The following is a 22,701-nucleotide window of genomic DNA, read 5'->3' as shown; positions in this document are numbered from 1 at the left end:
AGGTGACGGAGCCTCGTTATCAGGTCCAAGAGGATTTACCTGACGACTATTTGCTCGCGCTCGGGATCTACGTGCAGACCTGTGCGCGGATTGAGTTGTGGGCGGCGCGTCTCGTTTGTTTGACCGAAGGCTTAGAGCCGCGCTCTCCTGAGTTCACGGAGCGAACCGATAAACTTCGGCAATTCACGAAGCCATTAGCTAAGAAATTGAAGTCTGCTTTAGATACGGTTTCATCCGATGAAAACGTAAAGTCAGAATTAGCCGAACTTGGGCAGCAAATCCTGACAAGCTTAGATGACCGGCACAGAGCAGTGCACGGAGTTCATTTCATCCATGAAGGCCGTCTGGTGATCGAAGCCGGCACAAAAAGAAACAACGAGCGGCTAAAGATAGCCGCATACGATCCAGCGATCATACAGGCGGCTATTACAAATGCCGATCGCGTGCTCCGCCTACTCAAAGAGTATTGCGAGACATATAGATGATGAGTTCGGCCCGGGCGACCAGCCCGGGCAGCGCCCGACCCTCCCCCAAGGAGGGCGCATTGGCGACGCAGCCCACAGCCTCCCCGTCTTCCGGGCTTGCAAGATAAACCGCTCAAACCAACCGACAGCGAAGCGCCCACCCAAGGGTCGGGCGCTGCCCTCATCTCTCATCACACGCGCCCGTCCGGCCCTTCGCTCGCGCTCCGGGCGTTCTCTGGAGAGTCCTTCTACCGGAAGGCCGCTAGTCCCGGCTCACCCCTCCCCCGGGAGGGCGCATTGGCGATCCAGCCCACAGCCCCACCGTCCTCCGGGCTTGCAAGATAAACCGCTCAAACCAACCGACAGCGAAGCCCCCTACACCGCGACGCGCGGCGCGTTCGCCGCTGAAGGCTTCCAAAGGAAGCCCTCCGAGACGCGGCTCACCCCAAGGTCGGGCGCTGCCCCCCTCACTCGGCACGAAACGGACGCGGGCTTGGATCATCTCCGGCGGCGCGATACCAAGGCGCGACACGTCACAACCTCCGGATCCCGACACATGCCCCAGATTTGCTCCCAAAGCCTCAGCGTCACCATCGCCGATCTGGGCGCCGAGATGCAGGGGCTGAGCTATCAGGGGCAGGAGCTGCTCTGGGAGGGTGACCCGGCCTGGTGGAGCGGGCAGGCCCCGATCCTGTTTCCCATCGTCGGCCTTCCCGCGCCCGAAGGGGTGACGATCGACGGCACGCCCCACGCGATCTCCAAGCACGGCTTCGCCCGCGACCTGCCCTTTCGCGTGACCGAGCTGACGCAATCCCGCTGCTGCCACCTGCTCGAACCCTCGCATGACACGGCGGCCTATCCGTTCGATTTCCGCCTTGAGATCGTCCATGAGGCCGTGGGGTCGGAGCTGAGCGTCACCGCTACTGTGAGCAATGCGGGCGAGCGAGAGATGCCGTTTTCCTTCGGCTTTCACCCCGCGTTTCGTTGGCCGCTGCCCGGCGCGACCGGCCCGCATCGGATCGAGCTTAGTAACGGGGCGGAGCCTGCGCTCGCTCGGCTCGTGGATGGTATGCTGGGGCGCGCGCGGATGCCCTCGCCCTTCACGGCGGGCGCGCTGACCCTCGATCCGGCACAGTTTGAAGACGACGCGATGATCTTCCCTGAAGGCGCGGGCGACGGGCTGCGCTATTGCGGAGAGGGCGGGCCGGTGCTCGATTTCCGCTTTTCCAACCTACCCAATCTCGCGCTGTGGCAGAAACCCGGTGCGCCCTATATCTGCATTGAGCCGTGGCACGGGCTGCCTGCTTCGGAAGGCGCCGGGCCGGAACTGGCCGCGCGACCCGACAGCATGATCTTGCCCCCCGGCGGGCAGGAGACATTTGCGATGAACCTGAGGGTAAGCGGATGATCCCCTACCTCGCCTATGGCTCCAACCTGCTGACCTCCCGGCTTGCCGCGCGCTGCCCTTCGGCGCGCGTCATCGGCCATGCGGAGATCCCCGGACATTCGCTCGATTTCTCGAAACGCGGGCGCGACGGGAGCGCGAAGGCCACGATCACGCAGGGCGACGCGAGCACCCGAGGCGTGTTGTTTGAGATCGCGGAGAGCGACATTCCAGCGCTCGATGCCGCCGAGGGGGCCGGGCTGCATTACGAGAAAATCACGCTAGTACTCGAGGACGGCGCACGTGCCTTCACCTATCGCGCCTTGCAGCGCCGGGACGGGATCGCGCCGTTCGAATGGTATCTCGCCCTGATCCGCGCAGGGCGGCGCGAGCATGGTCTGGGTCTGGACGACCTCGCGCCGGTCGTGCCGATCCCCGACCCGGAGCCCGATCGCCCCGGCTTCATCGCGGCGCGCGAGGCACTGGAACGGGCGGGCTATCGCGACTGGCGCAGCGCGCTCTGACCGATCGGGCGCATCGGCATCCCCGGCCCCGTCAGCACCGCTACCCCCGGCCCGACCAGCGACGACAGCTCCGGCCCGTCGCAATCCAACCCGCCGGTATAGGTGCCGAACGCGGGTAGGATCAGGTGATCGCGACCGATGAGAAACGCCCGATAGGCGCGCCGGGCGATCTTGGCTTTGGGATGGTAATGGCCGGAAAGGTCCGGCCCGACACCGGCGATATGGCGCAGCGTGAGCGGGCCGATCTGCGTCTCCTCGACGGTCCGGCCCAGGCCGATCGGATCGTGGTTTCCCGCGATCCATAGCAGCTTGGTCAGGGCCGCGAGCCGGGTTAGACGGCCGGCGATCTCCGGGGCGATTTCGCTCGCGGCCGCGTCGTCATCGAAGGCGTCACCAAGGCTGATCAGCCGCGAAGGCCGCAGGCGCAGCACCTCGGCCTCGAGCCGGATTACCGTGTCGAGGCTCTCGAAGGGCGGCAGCAGCGCACCGCCGCGCCGCGCCATCCGCTCGGACTTGCCCAAGTGAAGATCGGCCACGATCAGCGCGTCCTCCTCGCGCCAATAGAGCGCGCCCGACGGTTGCGCCTCGAACCGCTGCCCCGCGAAGGTGATCTCTCTCATTCCAGCCCCGCCTCGCGCATCATCGCCTGCGCCTCTTCTTCCATCAGTCGTGCCTCGCCCGTGCCGCCGCGAATGCCGACCTGCCCATGTTCGAGCAACAGCGGCGCGGCCAGCGGCGTCACATGCGGGGCGCGGATATGCACGATTCTCTGCCCTTGGGCCAGCATCTCCTCGATCCGCTCGAAATCGACAAGACCGCGGCTAGCCTCTTCGCGAGTGATGCGCAGAAGGAGGTGATCGGGATCGTAGCGGCGCAACGTGTCATAGAGGATGTCCGAGGAAAACGTCGCCTGTTTGCCCGATTTGCGCTGCCCCGGCAGATTGCGCTGAATGAGCCCTGCAATCGTCGCGATCGACCGAAACGCGCGCTTCATCACCGCGTTGCTCTCCAGCCAGTCGCGCAGGCCTTCGCGCAGACCTTCGACCGACAGCAGCGGGGCGGGATCCTCTACCGGGTCGATCGACCAGATCAGCAGCGCGTAATCGGTGGCTACGAAGCCGAGCGGCCCCAGTCCCGCCTGCTCCATCCGGTGCGTCAGCAGCAGTGCGAGCGTCTGATGCGCGTTGCGCCCCGCGAAGCCATAAAGACAAAAGAATGCCCGTCCGCCGCGCAGGAAGGTCTCGCAGGTCAGTGTACCGGGTGCTGGCAGGGTCGAGATATCGCGCTGCAATGCCAGCCAATCGCGGGTGTGGGGTGGCAACTGGTCCCAGTCTTCCGGCGAGGCGATCAGCCGTTGCACCCGCTGCGACAGCTCCAGCGAGGTCGCCATCTTCAGCCCCGAGAAGACGGCGATCTTCGGCTCGCGCGTGGCGGCATTCGTCACCTCGACGACCATCTCGCGCAGGCTCTCGTAGCGCACAACCTGTCCGCCGATCAAAAAGGTATCGCCGGGGGTCAGAGACGAGGCAAAGCCTTCCTCGACCTCGCCCAGAGGCGTGCCGCCGCGCCGGGATTTGCGGCGGACTTTCAGCTTCTCGATCTCGGTGATCGTGCCGATATTCATCCGCAGATCGCGGGTCGCGCGGGGGTCGCGGAGCTGCCATTTGCCATCACGCTGCAGCAGGCGCTGCCAGCGGTCATAGGCCCGCAGCGCGTAGCCGCCCGTCGCGCAGAACTCGAGACAGGCATCGAAATCGGCGCGCGGCAGCGTGGCGTAGGGCCCGGCCCCCAGCACCTCGGCATAAAGCGCATCCGCCTCGAACGGCCCGGCGCAGGCGGTCAGCAGGATATGCTGGCACAGCACGTCGAGCGGGCCGCGCCAACGTCGTCCGCCGCCGTCGAGATCGTTCTCGCGCACGGCCTCCAAAGCGGCGGCGCATTCGACAATCTCGAAGCGGTTCGCGGGCACTATCCGGGCGCGCGAAGGCTCGTCATATCGGTGATTGGCGCGCCCGATCCGCTGCACGAGGCGTTTGACGTTCTTCGGTGCGCCGACCTGCAGGACCAGATCGACATCGCCCCAGTCGAGCCCCAGATCGAGCGAGCCGGTGCAAACCACCGCGCGCAGAGCGCCATTCGCCATCGCCTCCTCGACCTTGTGCCGCGCTTCCCGCGAAAGCGAGCCGTGATGCAGCCCGATCGGCAGGGCGTTGTCATTCACCTCCCAGAGCGCCTGAAAGAACAGCTCCGCCTGTGCGCGCGTGTTAAGAAAAACGAGGCTGAGGCGTGCGTCCTCGATCGCCGCCATCACGTCGCGCGCGGCGTGCCGTCCGCCGCCGCCGGCCCAAGGCGCGGGGAGCTCGGTCGGCAACATCTCGATATCAGGCGGCGGGCCCGGGTCGGCCATGATCACCCGCGCGCCGCCCATGAAATCTGCGAGCGCCTGCGGGGCCTCGACCGTCGCCGACAGCCCGGTGACGGTCAGGCCCGGCGACAGGCTGCGCAACCGCGCGACGCCCAGCATCAACTGGTCGCCCCGCTTGCTTTCGGCCAGCGCATGGATCTCGTCGAGCACCACCCGTTTCACCCCCGCGAAAATCTTCGGCGCCTCGGGGTATGACAGCATCAGCGCGAGGCTCTCTGGCGTCGTCAGCAGGATCTGCGGTGGATCGACCCGCTGACGACGGCGCTGCGTGGCCGAGGTGTCGCCGGTGCGATCCTCGATCCGCAGGTCCAGCCCGATCTCGTCCACCGGTGCGCGCAGGTTGCGGGCGATATCCTTCGAGAGAGCCTTCAGGGGCGAGACATAGAGCGTGTGCAAACCGTCATGGTTCTCCGCCAGATCGACGAGCGACGGCAGGAAACCGGCCAGCGTTTTGCCGCCCCCGGTCGGCGCGATCAGGAGCGTATCTTCGCGCGACGCCAGCACCTCCAATTGGTGTCTATGCGGCTCCCAGCCGCGGCTGGCGAACCAGTCGGAGAAGCGTTGCGGCAGGAGGGGCGTGGCGGCGGTGTCGGGCATCGGATGAAAGGTAGGTGAAGGCGGCGGATGCGCAAGCTTTGCCGCGTGTCTTCCGGGGGCGTCGCGCGCGCGCCGCGCAAGACCATCGTCTCCCGTATGAGGCGCCCTGCGTCGCGCCACGCGGCGCGCTCCCCGCTCAGGCTTCCACTGGAAGCCCGCCGAGACGCGCTCTCCCCAACATCTCGCACCATCGCACAGTCCACCCGCGCCATCTCGCCACTGTTCATCGGGCGATCCATGTTATATTCAGGCCCGCGACAGGAAATTGCCCGAGTCCCCTCGGGCGCGACAGAAACGGAAATCTTATGGCCTTTTATCGTTCCCGTAGATCCACCCATGGCCGCAACATGGCAGGTGCGCGCGGTCTGTGGCGCGCCACCGGCATGAAGGATGACGACTTCGGCAAGCCGATCATCGCGGTCGTGAACTCCTTCACCCAATTCGTGCCCGGTCACGTCCACCTCAAGGACCTCGGCCAGATGGTCGCGCGCGAGATCGAAAGCGCGGGCGGTGTCGCGAAAGAATTCAACACAATCGCCGTCGACGACGGGATCGCGATGGGCCATGACGGGATGCTCTACTCCCTGCCCTCGCGCGAAGTGATCGCCGACAGCGTCGAGTACATGGTCAACGCCCATTGCGCCGATGCGATGGTCTGCATCTCGAACTGCGACAAGATCACCCCCGGCATGATGATGGCCGCGATGCGCCTGAACATCCCGGTGATCTTCGTCTCCGGCGGCCCGATGGAGGCCGGCAAGGAAGGCGCGGAAATCATCGGTCACGACCTTGATCTGGTCGATGCGATGGTCGCGGCGGCCGACGAGAAATACTCCGACGAGGACGTGCTCGCGATCGAGAAGGCCGCCTGCCCGACTTGCGGGTCGTGCTCTGGCATGTTCACCGCGAACTCGATGAACTGTCTCGCCGAGGCGCTGGGTCTGGCCCTGCCGGGCAACGGCTCGATGCTCGCCACCCATGCTGACCGTAAGGAACTGTTCCTCGAGGCGGGCCGCAAGATCGTCGAGATCACGCGCCGCCATTACGAGCTGGAAGACAAGGGCCTGCTGCCGCGCGAGATCGCGACCTTCGAGGCCTTCGAGAACGCGATGAGCCTCGATATCGCAATGGGCGGGTCCACGAATACCGTGCTGCACCTGTTGGCGATCGCGCATGAGGGCAAGGTCGAGTTCACGATGGAAGACATCGACCGGCTGAGCCGCAAGGTTCCGGTGTTCTGCAAGGTCGCGCCGGCGAAGCAGGACGTCCATATGGAAGACGTCCACCGCGCGGGCGGCATCATGGGCATCCTCGGCGAGATGAACCGCGCCGGCCTGATCCACGAACACGTGCGCACCGTGCACTCGGAAACGATGGGCGAAGCGCTCGCGAAGTGGGACGTGATGGTCGCGAATGACGACGCCATCCACCAGTTCTACCGCGCGGCTCCGGGCGGCGTGCGCACCACGCAGGCGTTTTCGACAGAGAACCGCTACAAGGAACTCGACCGCGACCGTAAGGGCGGCGTGATCCGCACCGCGGAACATGCCTTCTCGCAGGATGGCGGTTTGGCGGTGCTCTACGGCAACATCGCCGAGCAGGGCTGCATCGTGAAAACCGCAGGCGTGGACGACTCGATCCTGAAATTCTCGGGCCCCGCGAAGGTGTTCGAGAGCCAGGACGACGCTGTGTCGGGCATCCTCACCGGCAAGGTCGTCGAGGGCGAAGTGGTCATCATCCGCTATGAAGGCCCGCGCGGCGGCCCGGGGATGCAGGAGATGCTCTACCCGACCTCCTATCTGAAATCGAAAGGCCTCGGCGCCAAATGCGCGCTGTTGACCGACGGGCGGTTCTCGGGCGGCACGTCGGGCCTCTCAATCGGCCATGTGAGCCCGGAAGCGGAAGAAGGCGGCACGATCGGCCTCGTCGAGACCGGCGACATCATCGAGATCGACATCCCGAACCGCACGATCAACCTCGCCGTGGCCGACAATGTTCTGGCCGCGCGCCGCGAGGCGAAAGGGCCGCTGCCGTGGAAACCGGCAGAGCCGCGCAAGCGGGCCGTCTCGACCGCACTCAAGGCCTATGCGCTGCTGGCCAGCTCGGCGGCGAAGGGCGGCGTGCGCATCCTGCCCGATTGATCGGCTGACATCGCGATTTGAAACGGCCGTCCCTCGGGGCGGCCGTTTTCGTTCACGCGGCATCGCTCTCGGGAAGGCTTTCCTCCCAGCCGAGCCGCTTGCGGATCGCATGGGCGAGATAGCTCATTGCCAGGGCCGAGGCCCCACCCAGCACCGTCCCCGCGATCCGGCCCCACGCGTTCGACAACGGCGCATCATTGCCCATCGAGACCATCACCACGATCAGCGCGGTCAGGAAAGCCACGAAGGTCGGGTAATGCGCGGGCGGAGCAAACAGGATCGCGGTCACGCCGAATATCACGTAGAGCCCCGGCATAAGCGCGCTGTGCGGCCCGAGCCCCAGCACAAGCAGGCTCGCTCCGACCGCACCTGAAAGCGTCGCGAGGCTGCGCACGAAGACGCGCTCCCATGTCATGCCCGGGCGCGGGCGCAACATCAGCAACGCTGACAGCGGTGCCCAGTAGGGGTGGTTGATCGAGAGGCCGACCGCGATCCCGTAGGACAGCCCCACCGCGCCCATCGCCTGCAGCCCCTGCCCGATCAGCGAGTTGAGCGGCGCGATGCCGTCGGGCGGCACCTGCCCGTCAAGCGTTGGACCGGTTTCGGGCGCGAAGTGTTTCCAGATCACCCGAACCGCCTCTTCCACGGCCAAGACCCAGACCATCGCGCCGCCGACGGCGAGCAGCACCGGCCCGGGCGACGGGATGAACTGCACGAGAAAGGTCGAGAGCGAGAAGAACAGCCAACTTTGCAGGAACAGCCACCACAGGCTCATATCTCGGCGTGACAACAAGCCCACCGCGAAGGCGCCGAGCAGCATTCCCGGTACGCTCAGCGCGACGCCGCCGATCATGACCTTCGCAGCGACCATCCCGGCGAAGATCCCGACGAGCTTACCGGCGATGTCGAGGAAGGTGACGGGCCAGCGGCGGTTGCGGATCGACTTGCCCTGCCCCGTCGAGGTGGCAAACCCCGCGCCGAGCGCCGCCAGTTCCTGCCCGCGCGGCAAATCGAGCATCAGCACGATCCCGACCAGCCCGCTCAGCGCCAGCGCTGCGGGCAATCCGCGCGACCAGTTGAGCGCGGGCAGCCGCGAGATCGAGACATTGGGCAGGGACACCGTGAACACCTCTCAATGCAGCCAAAGCGCCTCATGGCCGCGCTGGTTCCCCGTTAGACGCCGATCCGGTCCAGAAGCCCCGCCACCATTCCGTGATAACCGGCCCCGAACAGGCGCAGATGCACGAGCGCGGGCCATAGCTGATAGATCGCCCGGCGCGCTTCCCAACCGGGCGGCAGCGCGCCGTAGCCCACGGCAAATTCCCGCCCCGGCGCGCCGAAGAGATGAAGCATCGCGAGATCGACCTCCGCGTCGCCGTAATAACATGCCGGGTCGATCAACCCGCTCAGGTGCCCCTGGTCGCCCAACACGTTTCCCGCCCAGAGATCGCCATGCAGCAAGGACGGGAACGGGCGTGGCGGCAGATGTTCCTCGATCTGCGCCGCGAGCCTCTCGACCCGGCAGGCGAGCGGCGCGGGCAGTTCGGGCAGCGACGGGCGCAGCCTTGCCTCGGCCCAGAACTCGGTCCATGTCGCTTGCCCTGCGTTCGGGATCGGCACCGGGCCGAAAGCGTAATCGACGGGCCAACCATAGGGCGTATCATCGGGCGCCCCCGGCGCACGGTGTTGGCGGAGAAGCGACTCGCCGAGTTCCAGCCAGCCCGCGCCCCTCAGCCCGCCGCTCTGGGGTAGCGCCTCCATAACGAGGCAGATCCGAGAGACCGCAAGCACCTTCGGCACCCGCGCGCCCGCCTCGGCCAGCGTTCGAAGCATTTCTGCCTCGGTCTCCGGGCTCGGCCCGCCCTTGGCGATCACCCGCTCCCCACTCGGCAGGTCCATCGCCAGAACCGGGCTCAGATCGCCGCCCGCCAACGGCTTGACCCGCCGCGGGCTCATATCCAGCAAGCGTGCAGCTTCGGTTCCTATCCGTTCGGCTTCGTCCATCTCGCCCTCCCGGTCCGCTCGGGTTGCCCGTTCCGTCGCGGCTACCGGCGAATATCCGCCCTGTGCAGCCCGATTACGGTTGCGTGCGTGCCCCCATCCGGTGCAAATGCCCTTTGTTGCCGTCGATCCGCTTCTCCTTTGCGGGTCAGCCCTTCGCGCAGCTTAGACATTCCGGACGCCTTCGTGTCGAGGACATGCGCGTAGCGCTCTCGACCCGTGGGACCGTCCGCTTTTACGTTCCCGTTCGGGAACAGTACGAGACCCTGACGGAGATTCCCCACACTCGTCTCCGTCGGGCAGCAGCCGCCGCGAACCCCTTGCGGCGGCTGCGTTCACCCGACCCCGCTCATCGCAGGAAGGCGTTCCCGGCGCGGCTCGCAGCAGTTGGCGTAACGGCCTCGCAAAAAGCGAAAGGATCAGCCACCAAGGGCTGATCCAGACAGCCAGCGCGAGCGCCAGCAGCAATAGGGTAGCAGAGCCGATAGGAACGATATGCAGGGCACTGCGTGGCTCGTCCCTTTGCCTCCGCGTCGTTCAAACTGTCGCCTTCGCGCCCTTCGGTCCGGCGATTAGCCAGATGATGAAGCCAATCACCGGCAGGATGATGATCAGCAGGATCCACAGCACTTTCTTGCCGGTGGACGCTCCCGAACCAAAGATCGACACGATGGCCCAGATGTCGAGGATGAGGACGATGAGGCCCCCGATCATGCTCAGCATAACTTCACTCCTTTATCGGTTCTTTCCGGCATTTGCCGGTTTTCCTTGGCGGGGAAACTTGCGTCTTCAACGCTTTGTTCCCCGCATTCCCCGATTCAGACGGATGTGACAGGTCGCTGAGGCGGTCATGGGCGTGACACCGCCGCCTCCGCGACGGAATCGCCCCCCGGCTCAACGCCCCGGAGTGAGTTTGCGGATCAGGACGTAGAAGGCGGGCACCATGAAGACACCGATGAAGGTTGCCGCCGCCATCCCGCCCAGCACGCCGATGCCGATCGCGTTCTGCGCCGCGGCCCCCGCCCCGGTCGCGATCGCCAGCGGCACCACGCCCAGCATGAAGGCGAGCGAGGTCATCAGGATCGGGCGCAGGCGGAGCCGTGCCGCCTCGATGGTCGCGGGGATCAGCTCCTTGCCCTCGGCCTCGAGGTTCTTGGCGAATTCCACGATCAGGATCGCGTTCTTCGCCGCCAGACCGATGGTCGTGAGGATACCCACCTTGAAATAGACGTCATTCGACTGCCCGAAGACCCACGCCGAGACCAGCGCCCCCAGAACGCCCACCGGCACGGCGAGCATCACTGACAGCGGGATCGACCAGCTCTCGTAAAGCGCAGCAAGGCAGAGAAATACCACAAGCACCGAGAGCGCATAGAGATAGGGCGCCTGATCGCCGGACTGGCGTTCCTGATAGCTCAACCCCGTCCAGGCGACCGCGTAGCCGCCGGGCAGGTCACTGACCAACTGCTCCATCGCGTCCATCGCCGCGCCGGAACTTGCGCTGTCCGACGCCTGACCCGAGATCTCGATCGCATTGGCCGCGTCATAGCGCGACAGCCTTGGGGCGACCGATACCCATTTTGTCGTCGCGAAGGACGAGAACGGCACCATCTCGCCCGACGCGTTCCGCGCGTACCAGGTGTCGATATCTTCCGGCTGCATCCGGTAAGGCGAATCGGCCTGCACGATCACCGGGCGTAAGTTGCCGTTGAGGTCGAAGTCGTTCACCGATCTCCCGCTGAAGATCACCGACAGCATCGAATTGAGGTTGCTCAGCGTCAGACCGAAGCTTTCGGCCTTCTGCTGGTCGATATCCAGCTGCAGTGCTGCCTTGTCCTCATCGCCGCTGACCCGGACATTGGTCAGGCGGCTATCCGATTTCGCCTCGGCCACGAGCTGATCGCCTGCCTCCTTCAGCCCAGCGGTCCCGTTATTGCCCTGATCCACCAGATACATCTGGAAGCCCGAAGAATTGCCGATCCCGCGGATCGTCGGCGGTTGCAGAAAGAAGACCTGCCCCGCGCGCAGACCTGCGAAATGGGCGTTCGCCCGCCCCGAAATCGCGGCGGCGGTTTGATCCGCGCCAGTGCGCTCACCAAAATCCTTCAGCTTGGCGAAGACCATCGCAGTGTTCTGTCCGCCACCCCCGAAGGAAAACCCGAGCGTCGCGAAGACTGAAGCCACATCGGACTTCTCCTGCGTCAGCAGGTATTGGGTGATCTGGTCGACCACATCCGACGTCTGTGCCGTCGTCGACCCTTCCGAAAGGTTCACCATCGCCATGAGAACGCCCTGATCTTCCTTCGGAAGGAAGGAGGACGGCAGCCGGGTCATCACGCCCCAAGCGCCCGCCAGCACGAGAACCAGCACCAGCGCCATCAGGAAGGGTTTGCGCACGATGCGCGCGACCGCACCGGCGTAGCCGCGCTGCACTTTCGCGAAACCGGTATTGAAAGCGCGCGCCGGCGCAATCGCGCGGCCCGTCGAGGGGCGCAGGAGTTTGGCCGCCAGCGCAGGCGTCAGGATCAGCGCGACCACGGCAGAGAGCACCATCGCGGTGATGATCGTCACCGAGAATTGCCGATAGATCACGCCCGTCGAGCCGGGAAAGAACGCCATCGGCAGGAACACCGCCGACAGCACAAGCGCCACCCCGATCAGTGCGCCGGTGATCTGGGACATGCTTTTCTCGGTGGCTTGGAGGGGACTGAGCCCCTCCTCCTCCATCACGCGCTCGACGTTCTCCACCACGACGATCGCGTCATCGACCAAGAGGCCAATCGCCAGCACCATCGCGAACATTGTCAGCGTGTTGATCGAATAGCCCGCGACCAGCAGCACCGCGAATGTGCCCAGCAGCACCACGGGAACTGCGACGATCGGGATCAATGTCGCGCGCCACTTCTGCAAGAATACGAGGATCACCAGCAGCACCAGCACGATCGCTTCGGCCAGCGTGTGATAGACCTTCTCGATGGAAAGCTGCACGAAGGGCGAGGTGTCGTAGGCGATCTGGAACTTGACACCCTCGGGCAGCGACGAAGACATCCGATCCAGCGTCGCACGCACTGCCGCCGCCGTATCGACTGCATTCGCGCCGTTCGCGAGGTTCACGCCGAACCCTGCCGCGTTCATGCCGTTGAACCTGGAATTGGTGCCGTAATTCTCCTGCCCGATCTCGATCCGCGCGACATCGCCCAGATAGACCGCAGAGCCGTCGGGTTCTGTTTTCAGCAGGATCTTCTCGAACTGTTCGACCGAGGTCAGCTGGCTCTGTGCGGTGATCGTGGCGGTGAACTGCTGGCCTTCGGTGGTGGGCAGATCGCCCAGCGAGCCAACCGAGACGGTGGTGTTCTGCGCCTGTACTGCCGCGGTCACGTCGGTCGGCGTCAGCTGGTATTGCTCGAGCTTGTAGGGATCGAGCCAGACCCGCATCGCGTAGCCCGAGCCGAAGACGTTGATCCCGCCCACGCCCGCAGTGCGCTCGATCGCTCCTTTCACTTCGGTGTCCAGAATGTTGCCCAGCTCGACGGTCGAATATTTGCCATCGGTCGAGACCAGTGCCCCGACCATCAGGATGTCCGAGGACGAGCGCGAGACATTCACCCCGGAGGTCTGCACCGCATCAGGCAGCGCATTCTCGACCTTGCGGATCTTGGTCTGCACCTCGTTCTCGGCATCGATCGGATCGACCGAGCCGTCGAAGGTCAGCGTCAGCCGCGCTGAGCCCTGGTTGGAAGAGCTCTCCATGTAGAGCAGCCCGTCGAGCCCGGTCAGCGAGTCCTCGATCGGCGTCGTCACCGAGTTCTCGACCGCCTGCGCGGTCGCCCCGGAATAGCTGGCGGAGATGCGGATCGTGGTCGGCGCGACCTCTGGATATTGCGAGACGGGAAGCTGCGTGAGCGCGTAGCCGCCGGCGAGCATCGTCACCAGCGCGAGCACGATCGCGAAGACGGGGCGATGGATGAAGAAGCGGATCATGCCGGGTTCACTCCGCCTTCGCCGTATCGGTCTCGTCACCCGAGGGGCTCGCATCCTTCACGACCCCCTGCGCGTTGATCGTCACCGGCACCGTCTTGATCTCGGCCCCGTCGCGCAGGTTCTTCAGCCCGTCGAGGATCACCTGATCGCCGCTCTCGATGCCGCCGGTCACGATCCACGCGTTCTGATAGGTTCCCGCCGTCGTCAGCGTCACCTTCTTCGCCGTGCCGTCCGCGGCGACGAAGGCCGAAAGCGACCCATCCCCTTCCCGCGTGGTCGCGCGCTGCGGTACGAGGATCGCCTGTGTCGTGCCCAAGGTGATCTTCGCGCGCAGGAACTGGCCCGGCAGGATCAGCCGGTCGGGATTGTCGAACTTGAACCGGAAATCGACCGTGCCGGTGGTCGAGGATACGGTCGCGCCGGGGCTGACCAGCGTGCCGGTGCCGTCGTATTCCTCACCGGTCTCCAGCAGCAGCGAGACCTTCAGTTGATCGCCGCGTTGAAGCGTACCCTGATCGATCCGTTGACGCACCCGCATGATCCGCGCCGCACTCTCGGAAACATCGACATAGATCGGATCGAGCCGCGTTACCGTGGTCAGCGCGTCGGACTGGTTCGCCGTGACCAGCGAGCCGACGGAGACGTTCGCCACATCCGGGTAGCCGTCGATAGGCGAGCGGATCACCGTGCGGTCGAGATTGAGCTGCGCGGTCTGAAGATCGGCCTCGGCACTCAGCGCGGAGGCCTTGGCTTGGGCCAGCGTGACCCTCGCCGTCTCCAGATCGCTCACCGAAATCGAAGTCTTCTCTAGCTTGGTGTAGCGGTCCACCTGCGATTGCGCGGCCTGCACATTGGCGTCGGCGCTCGCCTTCTCGGCCTCTGCAGCGGTCAGTTCGGCCTGATAGGTGTCGTCGTCGATGTGAAACAGCGCGTCGCCCGTCGCGACTTTGTGACCCGCCTCGTAATCGATCGAGGCGATGGTGCCGGCGACGCGCGGGCGGATATCGGTCTGCTCATAGGCCACGGCGCGGCCCGGCAGGGTGACGGTATAGGGCACGGACCGTGTCTCGACCTGCATCACGCCGACCTCGGTCGGGCCACGCGCGCCGCCCGGCATTCCCTGCGCCAATGCCTGCGCGGCGACCCCGCCCGCAAGCAGCATCCCAAGCGCGGCGCGCCGCGTCATCCGACCAATGCTCATACTGAAACTCCTGTCCGCAGCCCGGTTGTCCCGGCGTTGTTCCATTTCTACGATAGGCCCGCTTCATTCTGTCGCCACTCGCGCGCGGCGGGAAATGCAGGAAACAAATCCTGCGAGCCGTGAGTCTCGGGAAAGACGGCTTGTCTTACTTATTGTTTTAAAACGTAAACTTTCCAATCAACGCAGCCGCTCGCGACATCCGCACCGCAATCCCGGTGTCAGTTCGCGCCCTGCGCGGAGTTCACGTATTCGCGAGATACCGGGGGGCAAACCGCCTCGCGACCGCACCGCGTAAAAAAGGGCGCCGATGGCGCCCCTTTCGGCCTCTGTACAAGGCAGTTCAGAGCGTGATGCGATAGAGCGCGAAGCCGCCCTCGCCGTCGCCCGCCTGCTCGATATCGAGACCCCGGGATTTCACGTCCTCGACATAGGCCTGTGCCTTCGGGCCGGTCTCGAACAGCACCGTCGCGCCGCCCGCGGGCGCGAAGGACCAGTTCGCGTCGGCCTTCGGGTTGATCGTGCCCTTGTCGTGGATGTAGCGCACGATCACGTCGCGGTTGGTGTCGGGCGCACGGTAGATCACGGTCGAGCCGTCCGCGCCGGGGAAGCTGCCGCCCCCCGAGGCGCGGTAGTTGTTCGTCGCGATCACGAACTCGGCCTTCGGATCGATCGGCTTGCCCTCGAATTTCAGATCGACAATGCGGTTCGCGTCGGGGTTCACCGCCACGCCGTCCTTGTCGAATTTCGCGGGCTGGGTGATGTCGATCTGGTAGGTCACGCCGTCGATCACGTCGAAATTGTAGGACGGGAAATCGGGGTTCAGCAGCGTCGCGTCCTTCGCACCCGGCTCGATCTGGTTGAACATGCCTGCAGAGCGCTCCAGCCAGTCCTTCACCTGCGCGCCGGTGACCTTCACCGCCTGTAGCGTGTTCGGATAGAGATAGAGGTCGGAGACGTTCTTGATCGCCACCGGCCCTTTCGGAACATCGGTGAAGTAATCCGGACCGCCGCGCCCGCCGGCCTTGAACGGCGCCGCCGCCGACAGAAGCGGCAGCTTGCCTTCGGGCGTGCCCTCCAGCAGTTTCTTCACGTACCAGATCTGCGCGTTCGAGACGATCTGCACAGAGGGATCGTCGGCCACCAGCGCGAAGTAGGAATAGAGCGGCGCTTCGGTCTCGCCCACCTTGGCGCGGACATATTTGAGCGTCTCTTCATGCACCTGATCGGTGGCCGCGAGGATCGGCTTGTAATCGGTGGTCAGCGGCGTGATCGAACGATCCTCGCCGCGCGCGAAAATCGGGCGGATCTCGGAGCTATGGCTATCGATCTTCCACTTGCCGCCGTCGCGGCTCAGCATCAGGTCGATCAGCCCCATGTGGTTGCACCAGAAGCCCGCCTGCACCGCGGGCTTGCCCTGAAGCGTGCCCTTCTCATTGTCGATCCCGGGGCCCGAGAAATCCTTGCCGGGGAAGTTACGGTGCTGGTGCCCGGTGATCACCGCGTCGATGCCGTCGACGCCTGCGACGTAGAAGGCAGCGTTCTCCATGCCGTCGGTCTGAGGACCGTTGTCGATTCCGGTATGGGCGAGCGCCACGACCAGATCGGCGCCCTCCTCGCGCATCTGCGGAACCCATGCTTTCGCGGCCTCCACGATGTCGCGGGTCTGGTAATTGCCCTCGAGATGCGCGCGGTCCCATTGCATGATCTGCGGAGGCACGAAGCCGATCACGCCGACGCGGATCGGCATCTTGTTTCCAGCCCCATCGGTCAATTCGCGGTCGAGGATCAGGTAGGGCGGCAGGTAAAGGTCGTCCTCGCGCGGGGTCGCGCCCAGCTTATGGGCGAAGTTCGCGCAGACCATCGGGTAGTTTGCGCGGTCGTTCACCTTCTTGAGGAAATCCATCCCGTAGTTGAACTCGTGATTGCCCAGCGTGCCGCAATCATAGCCCAGCAGGTTCATCGCCGCGATGACCGGGTGGGTGTCGCCCTCCTTCATTCCCTTGGAGTATGCGATGTAATCGGCCATCGGGTTGCCCTGCATATAATCGCCGTTATCGAAGGTCAGGGTGTTGGCGGCTTCCGCGCGCACGCCTTCGATCAGGGTCGCAGTGCGCGACAGGCCCACGGTATCGACAGGCTTGTCGGCATAATAATCGTAGGGCCGGATATGGCAGTGAATATCGGTAGTGCACAGCAGGCGCAGGTGCGCCTGACCTTCAGCCGCGCGCGCGGTGAACGGGTGGACCATCACGAGACCGCCCGCGGCGGTGGTGGTAACGAGAAACTGACGACGCGAAATAAGCGACATAGGGGGATCCTCCGAGACAATTGGCTCCTTGCCGGAGCGCTCTATCCGGGGATCGTAACAGTCTTTTGACCGATTGGACAAAGACCTTGCGTCAACCTGCGCAAATCCGCGTGAGCGGGCGAAGCATCACCGCCCGCCGCACAAGATTTCAGCTCTCCGACAGCACCGCCTGCACTTCGGCCGCAGGGCCGGGATGGTGACAGAAGACCTGACGCCCGGCGACCTCCTCGGTCGGCGGAGTCGTGGCGCAGACCTCGCTCGCCCGCGGGCAGCGGGTGCGCAGCGGGCAGCCCGATGGCGGGTTCAGCGGGCTCGGCAGATCGCCTTCCAGCGCGATCAGGGTCTTGTTGCGCGCGATCTCCGGGTCTGGGATCGGCACCGCCGACAGAAGCGCCTGCGTGTACGGGTGCTGTGGCTCTGCAAAGATCTTCTCGGTAGCGCCCGCCTCCATCATCTGGCCCAGATAAAGCACCATCACCTCGTCGCAGACATGGCGCACAACGCTGAGGTCATGGGCGATGAAGATGATCGTCAGGCCCAGATCGCGGCGCAGATCTTCGAGAAGCGCGATCACCTGCGCCTGAATCGAGACATCGAGCGCCGAGACCGGCTCGTCGCAGATCAACAGCTTCGGCTCCACCACCAGCGCGCGGGCGATACCGATGCGCTGACACTGACCGCCCGAGAACTCGTGCGGGTAGCGGTTGATCTGGTTCGGCAGAAGACCGACCTTCTCCATCACCTCGCGGACCTTCTGCTTGCGCTCCTTGCGGCCCATCTTCGGGCGATGGGTGCGCAGCGGCTCAGCGATGATCTCGCCCACGGTCATCCGCGGGTCGAGCGAAGCCAGCGGATCCTGAAAGATCATCTGGATGTCGGAACGGTATTTCAGCATCTGCCGCGGCGAGAGCGGCAGCAGATCGGTCTTGCCCTCCCAAATGATCTCGCCCTCGGCGGGCAGCATCCGGATCAGCGCGCGGGCCAACGTGGACTTGCCACAGCCGGACTCGCCCACGATGCCGAGCGTCTTGCCCTGCTCCAGCTTGAAGTTCACGCCATTGACCGCGCGCAGCTTCGGCGGCTCGGTCCACGGCAGGTCCGAGGCGCGGCGGATTTCGAAAGTGACCCGAACGTCGCGGGCCTCGATCAGCGGGGTCGTCATGCGGCGGCCTCCTCGATCGTTTCAATGGAACGGTGGCAAGCGCGGGCGCGGCCCGGCGCGAACTCAGTCAGCGGCGGCATAACGTCGGCGCAGACCTCTTCGACGAAATCGCAGCGCGGGCAGAATGGGCAGCCCTTCGGCGCGCCGGTCATGTTCGGCGGATTGCCCCGGATCGGGGTCATCGCGACTTCCGCATCGAGACGCGGCAGCGCGGCCAGCAAGCCCTTGGTATAGGGATGGGTCGGGTTGGCGAACAAAGGATCCACGGGCGACTGCTCCATCACCTGACCGCCATACATGACGATCGCCCGCTCGCAGAAGCCCGCGACGACGCCCAGATCGTGGGTAATCAGCACGGTCGCCATGCCCAGCTCGCGGCGCAGCTCGCCCAGCAGGTCCATGATCTGCGCCTGCACGGTGACGTCGAGCGCGGTCGTCGGCTCATCTGCGATCAGCACATCTGGTTTGCACAGAAGGGCCATCGCGATCATCACGCGCTGGCGCATCCCGCCCGAGAATTCATGCGGGAACAGACGCACGCGGTTCTTCGCGTCCGGGATCTTCACCAGTTCGAGCATATGCGCGGCCTCAGCCACGGCGGCGCGCTTGCCCAAGCCCTTATGCAGCATCAGCACTTCGGCCATCTGGTCCGAAATCCGCATATAGGGGTTGAGCGCGGTCATCGGATCCTGAAAGACCATCGAGATCCGGTCGGAGCGCAACTTGTTCAACTCGGGCTCGGGCAGGTTCAGGATTTCCCGCCCGTCGAATTTCACCGAGCCCGAGGCCTTCCCATTCGCGGCCAGTAGCCCGAGGATCGAGAAGCTGAGCTGCGACTTGCCCGAACCGGACTCGCCGACGATGCCCAGCGCCTCGCCGCGCTCGAGCGCGAAGCTGACGCCGTTGACGGCGTGAACCTCGCCCTCCTGCGTTGCGAACCGGACATTGAGGTCGTTGACTTCCAACAATGGCATATCAGCGCTCCTTCGGGTCGAGCGCGTCACGCAGCCCGTCCCCTACGAAATAGAAACCGAACAGGGTGGTGACGAAGAAGAACAGCGGGAAGGCCAGCTGCCACAGCGTGCCGTAGCTCATCGTCCCCGCCCCTTCAGAGATCAGCGCCCCCAGCGAGGTCTGCGGCTCCTGCACGCCGAGCCCGAGGAAAGAGATGAAACTCTCCGTCAGGATCATCAGCGGCACCAGAAGCGTCGCGAAGACCACCACCACGCCCACGAGGTTGGGCAGGATGTGGCGCCGGATGATCGTGGGGGCCGGCACGCCGATGGCGCGCGCGGCCTCGACATAGTCGCGGTTCTTCAGGGTCAGCGTCTGGCCGCGCACGATCCGCGCCATCTCCAGCCAGGATATCAACCCGACGCCCACGAAGAGCATCCCGATCGAGCGGCCATACATGACCAGCAGCAGGATCAGCACGAACATGTAAGGGATTGCCAGCAGGATATCGACGAGGCGCATCATGAAGCCGTCGACGCGGCCCCCGAAATAGCCTGAGATCGCGCCATAGACCGTGCCCACGGACACCGCGATCAGCGTGCCGATCACGCCGACCAACAGCGAGATCTGCGTGCCCTGCACGGTGCGCGCGAACAGATCGCGGCCCAGATCGTCGGCGCCGAAGTAATGGCCGTTGGCGAAGGACGGCGCAGAGGCCGTGGCATCGCCCATCACGTTGTAGTCGATGTCGGAATTGTTCCACGCCGCGATCAGGTTGCCGAACAGCGCGAAGGCCACGACGAAGACGAGCAGCGCCAGCCCGAAAATCGCGGCCTTGTTGTTGAAGAACCGCCGGCGCGCGTCCGCCCAGAGCGAGCGGCCCGCCACGTCTTCGCGGCTCGTTGCCTCGGCGAGCGAGGTCATCTTGGATTCGTCTATGACCATGTCAGTACCGGATTTTCGGGTCGATCCATCCGTAGACGATATCGACGACAAGGTTGAACAGGATGGTCAGCGTGCCCAGCAGGATCGTGATCCCCATCATCACCGCGTAATCGCGGTTGAGCGCGCTATCCACGAAGCTTTTGCCGATCCCGCCCGTGGTGAAATACACGTCCACGATCACCGAGCCGGTGATCATCGAAACGAACGCCGGACCGAGATAGGAGATCACCGGCAGCAGCGCGGGTTTCAGCGCGTGACGCATGATGATCTTGCGCTTCGGCAGACCCTTGGCCCGCGCGGTGCGGATGTGGTTTGAGCTCAGCGTCTCCAGCATCGACGAGCGCGTGATCCGCGCGATCGAGGCCATGTAAGAGGTCGAGAGCGCGATCACCGGCATTATCCAGAAGCGCGGATCGTCGAAGCTCCAGCCGCCGCCGGGCAGCCAGTGCAGCGACAGCGTAAACACCAGCACGAGGATCGGCGCCATCACGAAGTTCGGCAGCACCTGCGCGCCGATGGAAATGCCGACGGCGAGGTAGTCGAGCCACGAGTTGCGCTTGATCGCGGCGGTGACGCCGAGAGTGACGCCTACCAGAACGGCGGCGATGAAGCTGAGGAAGCCGTAGGTCAGCGTGACCGGGAAGCCCTGCGCGATGATGTCGTTCACCGAGCGGTCTTTATAGGAGAACGAAGGCCCGAAATCGAAATGGGCGACCACGTTCCACAGATAGGTCGCGATCTGCTTCCAGAGCGGCTGGTCGAGCCCGTATTTCGCGTTGAGATTGGCGAGCACCTCGGGCGGCACGGCCCGCTCCGACGAGAACGGCCCGCCAGGCGCCGTGTGCATCAAGAGGAAGCTCGCGATGATGAGCACCAGGAGCGTCGGGATCGCGATGGCCAGACGCTTGAGAATGTAGACGATCATAAGAGTGTCCCGAAATAAGTCGGGCGGGCCGATCGCGCGGCCCGCCCGTTATCGTTTCAGCCGGCTTACTTTGCGACCTTGTACATGTTCTTCGCGTACCAGTTCAGCTGGACGTTATCGAACGGGTAGCCCTTGATCTGCGGGTTCAGCAGCATCGGCAGCGAGTAGGCGTAGATCGGCGCGAGCGGCATGTCCTCGGCGAGGATCTTTTCCGCCTTGGTATAGTCCTCTTGCGGATCTTCCGCCGTCTTCGAGTCCTTCATCAACTTGTCGTATTCGGAATTCGACCACTGACCCGAGTTCTGATCCGACCACGAGGTGTTCACGTCGAGATAGGTCGAGGCCTCGTTGTAGTCGGCACACCATGCGGTGCGGGCCACGTCGAAGTCATGCTGCCCGTTGAGCTTGTCGAGATAGACCTTCCACTCGTAGTTCTCGAGCGTCGACTTCACGCCGATCTGCTTCCAGAACTGCTGCACCGCGATCGCGATTTTCTTGTGGTCGGCCGAGGTGTTGTACATGATCCGCAAGTTCAGCGGGTGATCGGGGCCGTAGCCGGCTTCCTTCAGAAGCTCCTTGGCCTTGTCCATCCGTTCCTGCTGGGTCATGTCGGCATAAGCCACGTCCGGCGCCTTGAAGTTCGCGGTCGCCCAGTGGGTCCAGGTATAGGCCGGTTTCTGGCCGCCCTTGAGGATCTTGTCGACGATGATGTCGCGGTTGATCGCGTAGGACAGCGCCTTGCGGACCTTCACGTCCTTCAGCGCCTCGGGGCCGTTCGGGCCGACGTTGAAGCGGTAGGCGTAGACGCAGGAGCGCGGCGGAGCGTGCGCGGCATCCGGATACTCATCTTTCAGACGCGGATACTGACCCGCCGGGGTCTGCACGAAGTCCAGCTCCCCCGCCTCGTAGCGCGTCAGCGCCTGGTCGTTGTCCTGGATCGGGATGAACTTCAGATCGGTCAGCGTGACATTCGCGGCATCGTAATAAGCGTCGTTCTTCACCAGCTCGATCGAGTCGCCGATTTTCCAGCTCTTCAGCTTGTAAGGACCGTTGACGACCATGTTCTCGGGCTTGGTCCAGTCGGAACCGTATTTCTCCACGATCTTTTGCGGCACCGGGAAGGTCGAGGACAGAACGAGCATCTGGCGGAAATAGGGGATCGCGCTGTCGAGCGTGACCTGCAGCGTGTGGTCATCGAGCGCCTTCACGCCAAGTTCGCTCGGCTTCTTGTCGCCCGCGATGACGTCATGGGCGTTCTTCACCTGCATCAGCTCGATATACCACGAGTATTGCGAGGCGGTCGCCGGATCGGCGAGGCGCCGCCATGCGTAGACGAAATCCTGTGCGGTGACGGGATCGCCGTTCGACCATTTCTCGTCGCGCAGGTGGAAGGTGTAGGTCTTCTTGTCGTCGGAGACCTCGTAGCTCTTGGCGAGCGCAGGCACGAGATTGCCGTGATCGTCCTGCTGGTAGAGACCTTCGAACATCTGCTGAAGAACGTCGTTACCGTCCTTCGATGTGCTCAGATCCGGATCGAGCGTCTTCAGATCGTCCTGCAGCCAGTAGGTAAAGGTCTGGTCAGCGGCGAGCTTGGTGCCTTCGGGCACTTTGCTTGACTGGGCGAGAACGGGTGCGGCGCTGCCCAACACCAGGGCAAAAGCGGAGATCGCGGCAATCGACTTCAAGGGA

17 protein-coding genes are annotated in these 22,701 nt (G+C 64.5%); 4 read left to right on the top strand and 13 right to left on the bottom strand.

All coding sequences use genetic code 11. The features are described from left to right. The first annotated feature begins 2 nt into the window (after window positions 1–2). From B6V72_RS07350 to B6V72_RS07340, 3 genes are all read left to right on the top strand, one after another. Window positions 3–485, top strand: a complete 483-nt coding sequence (locus tag B6V72_RS07350) for a hypothetical protein (RefSeq protein WP_088735240.1) — start codon at window positions 3–5, stop codon at window positions 483–485. Between the two features lie 535 nt (window positions 486–1,020). Next, window positions 1,021–1,872, top strand: a complete 852-nt coding sequence (locus B6V72_RS07345; protein ID WP_088735239.1) for an aldose 1-epimerase family protein — start codon at window positions 1,021–1,023, stop codon at window positions 1,870–1,872. Beyond that, window positions 1,869–2,372: a gamma-glutamylcyclotransferase family protein gene (locus B6V72_RS07340; RefSeq protein ID WP_088735238.1), complete on the top strand. Its 504-nt coding sequence runs from the start codon at window positions 1,869–1,871 to the stop codon at window positions 2,370–2,372. The genes B6V72_RS07345 and B6V72_RS07340 overlap by 4 nt, the downstream gene beginning before the upstream one ends. Here B6V72_RS07340 and pdeM read toward each other — a convergent pair. Continuing rightward, on the bottom strand, window positions 2,345–2,992 hold the full coding sequence (gene pdeM, locus B6V72_RS07335) for a ligase-associated DNA damage response endonuclease PdeM (RefSeq protein ID WP_075776276.1): 648 nt from the start codon (window positions 2,990–2,992) through the stop codon (window positions 2,345–2,347). The genes B6V72_RS07340 and pdeM overlap by 28 nt on opposite strands. Next, window positions 2,989–5,394, bottom strand: coding sequence for a ligase-associated DNA damage response DEXH box helicase (locus B6V72_RS07330; RefSeq protein ID WP_088735237.1), 2,406 nt, complete (start codon window positions 5,392–5,394; stop codon window positions 2,989–2,991). Before B6V72_RS07330 ends, pdeM begins: the two co-directional genes overlap by 4 nt. A 305-nt stretch (window positions 5,395–5,699) precedes the next feature. Between B6V72_RS07330 and ilvD the strand changes: the two genes are divergently transcribed. Continuing rightward, complete coding sequence (ilvD, locus tag B6V72_RS07325) at window positions 5,700–7,535, top strand: dihydroxy-acid dehydratase (RefSeq protein ID WP_075776278.1); 1,836 nt, start codon at window positions 5,700–5,702, stop codon at window positions 7,533–7,535. Between the two features lie 52 nt (window positions 7,536–7,587). Here ilvD and B6V72_RS07320 read toward each other — a convergent pair whose 3' ends face one another. From B6V72_RS07320 to B6V72_RS07270, 11 genes are all read right to left on the bottom strand, one after another. Next, the gene (locus B6V72_RS07320; protein WP_146696182.1) at window positions 7,588–8,655 is read right to left on the bottom strand and encodes an FUSC family protein; all 1,068 of its coding nucleotides are present in this window, start codon (window positions 8,653–8,655) and stop codon (window positions 7,588–7,590) included. A 53-nt stretch (window positions 8,656–8,708) separates the two neighbouring features. Next, on the bottom strand, window positions 8,709–9,539 hold the full coding sequence (locus tag B6V72_RS07315; RefSeq protein ID WP_240497697.1) for a fructosamine kinase family protein: 831 nt from the start codon (window positions 9,537–9,539) through the stop codon (window positions 8,709–8,711). Window positions 9,540–10,073: 534 nt separating this feature from the next. Continuing rightward, entirely contained in the window at window positions 10,074–10,259 is a 186-nt protein-coding gene (locus B6V72_RS07310; RefSeq protein WP_075776281.1) for a PLDc N-terminal domain-containing protein, read from the bottom strand. A gap of 171 nt (window positions 10,260–10,430) precedes the next feature. Continuing rightward, window positions 10,431–13,517 carry an efflux RND transporter permease subunit gene (locus B6V72_RS07305; RefSeq protein ID WP_088735235.1) on the bottom strand — a complete coding sequence of 1,029 codons (3,087 nt, stop codon included), beginning with the start codon at window positions 13,515–13,517 and terminating at the stop codon, window positions 10,431–10,433. A 7-nt stretch (window positions 13,518–13,524) separates the two neighbouring features. Next, window positions 13,525–14,718: an efflux RND transporter periplasmic adaptor subunit gene (locus B6V72_RS07300; RefSeq protein WP_088727055.1), complete on the bottom strand. Its 1,194-nt coding sequence runs from the start codon at window positions 14,716–14,718 to the stop codon at window positions 13,525–13,527. Between the two features lie 340 nt (window positions 14,719–15,058). Next, entirely contained in the window at window positions 15,059–17,026 is a 1,968-nt protein-coding gene (locus B6V72_RS07295; protein WP_088735234.1) for a bifunctional 2',3'-cyclic-nucleotide 2'-phosphodiesterase/3'-nucleotidase, read from the bottom strand. Between the two features lie 148 nt (window positions 17,027–17,174). Then, window positions 17,175–18,188: an oligopeptide/dipeptide ABC transporter ATP-binding protein gene (locus B6V72_RS07290; RefSeq protein WP_088735233.1), complete on the bottom strand. Its 1,014-nt coding sequence runs from the start codon at window positions 18,186–18,188 to the stop codon at window positions 17,175–17,177. Further along, complete coding sequence (locus B6V72_RS07285) at window positions 18,185–19,162, bottom strand: oligopeptide/dipeptide ABC transporter ATP-binding protein (RefSeq protein WP_088719134.1); 978 nt, start codon at window positions 19,160–19,162, stop codon at window positions 18,185–18,187. Before B6V72_RS07285 ends, B6V72_RS07290 begins: the two co-directional genes overlap by 4 nt. A 1-nt stretch (window position 19,163) precedes the next feature. Further along, a complete protein-coding gene (locus tag B6V72_RS07280; RefSeq protein ID WP_075776287.1) occupies window positions 19,164–20,087 on the bottom strand; it encodes an ABC transporter permease subunit in 924 nt (307 codons plus the stop codon). 1 nt (window position 20,088) lies between these two features. Then, window positions 20,089–21,012 (bottom strand): oligopeptide ABC transporter permease OppB, encoded by a 924-nt coding sequence (oppB, locus tag B6V72_RS07275; RefSeq protein ID WP_075776288.1) that lies wholly within the window; start codon window positions 21,010–21,012, stop codon window positions 20,089–20,091. Between the two features lie 65 nt (window positions 21,013–21,077). Then, window positions 21,078–22,697 carry a peptide ABC transporter substrate-binding protein gene (locus B6V72_RS07270; protein WP_240497696.1) on the bottom strand — a complete coding sequence of 540 codons (1,620 nt, stop codon included), beginning with the start codon at window positions 22,695–22,697 and terminating at the stop codon, window positions 21,078–21,080. Window positions 22,698–22,701: the final 4 nt, after the last annotated feature.

It is taken from the genome of Thioclava sp. F34-6 (assembly GCF_002213235.1).
Lineage (GTDB): Bacteria > Pseudomonadota > Alphaproteobacteria > Rhodobacterales > Rhodobacteraceae > Thioclava > Thioclava nitratireducens.
The sequence above is the reverse complement of the archived record's forward strand: the minus strand, read 5'-3'. Positions and strand labels throughout refer to the sequence as shown.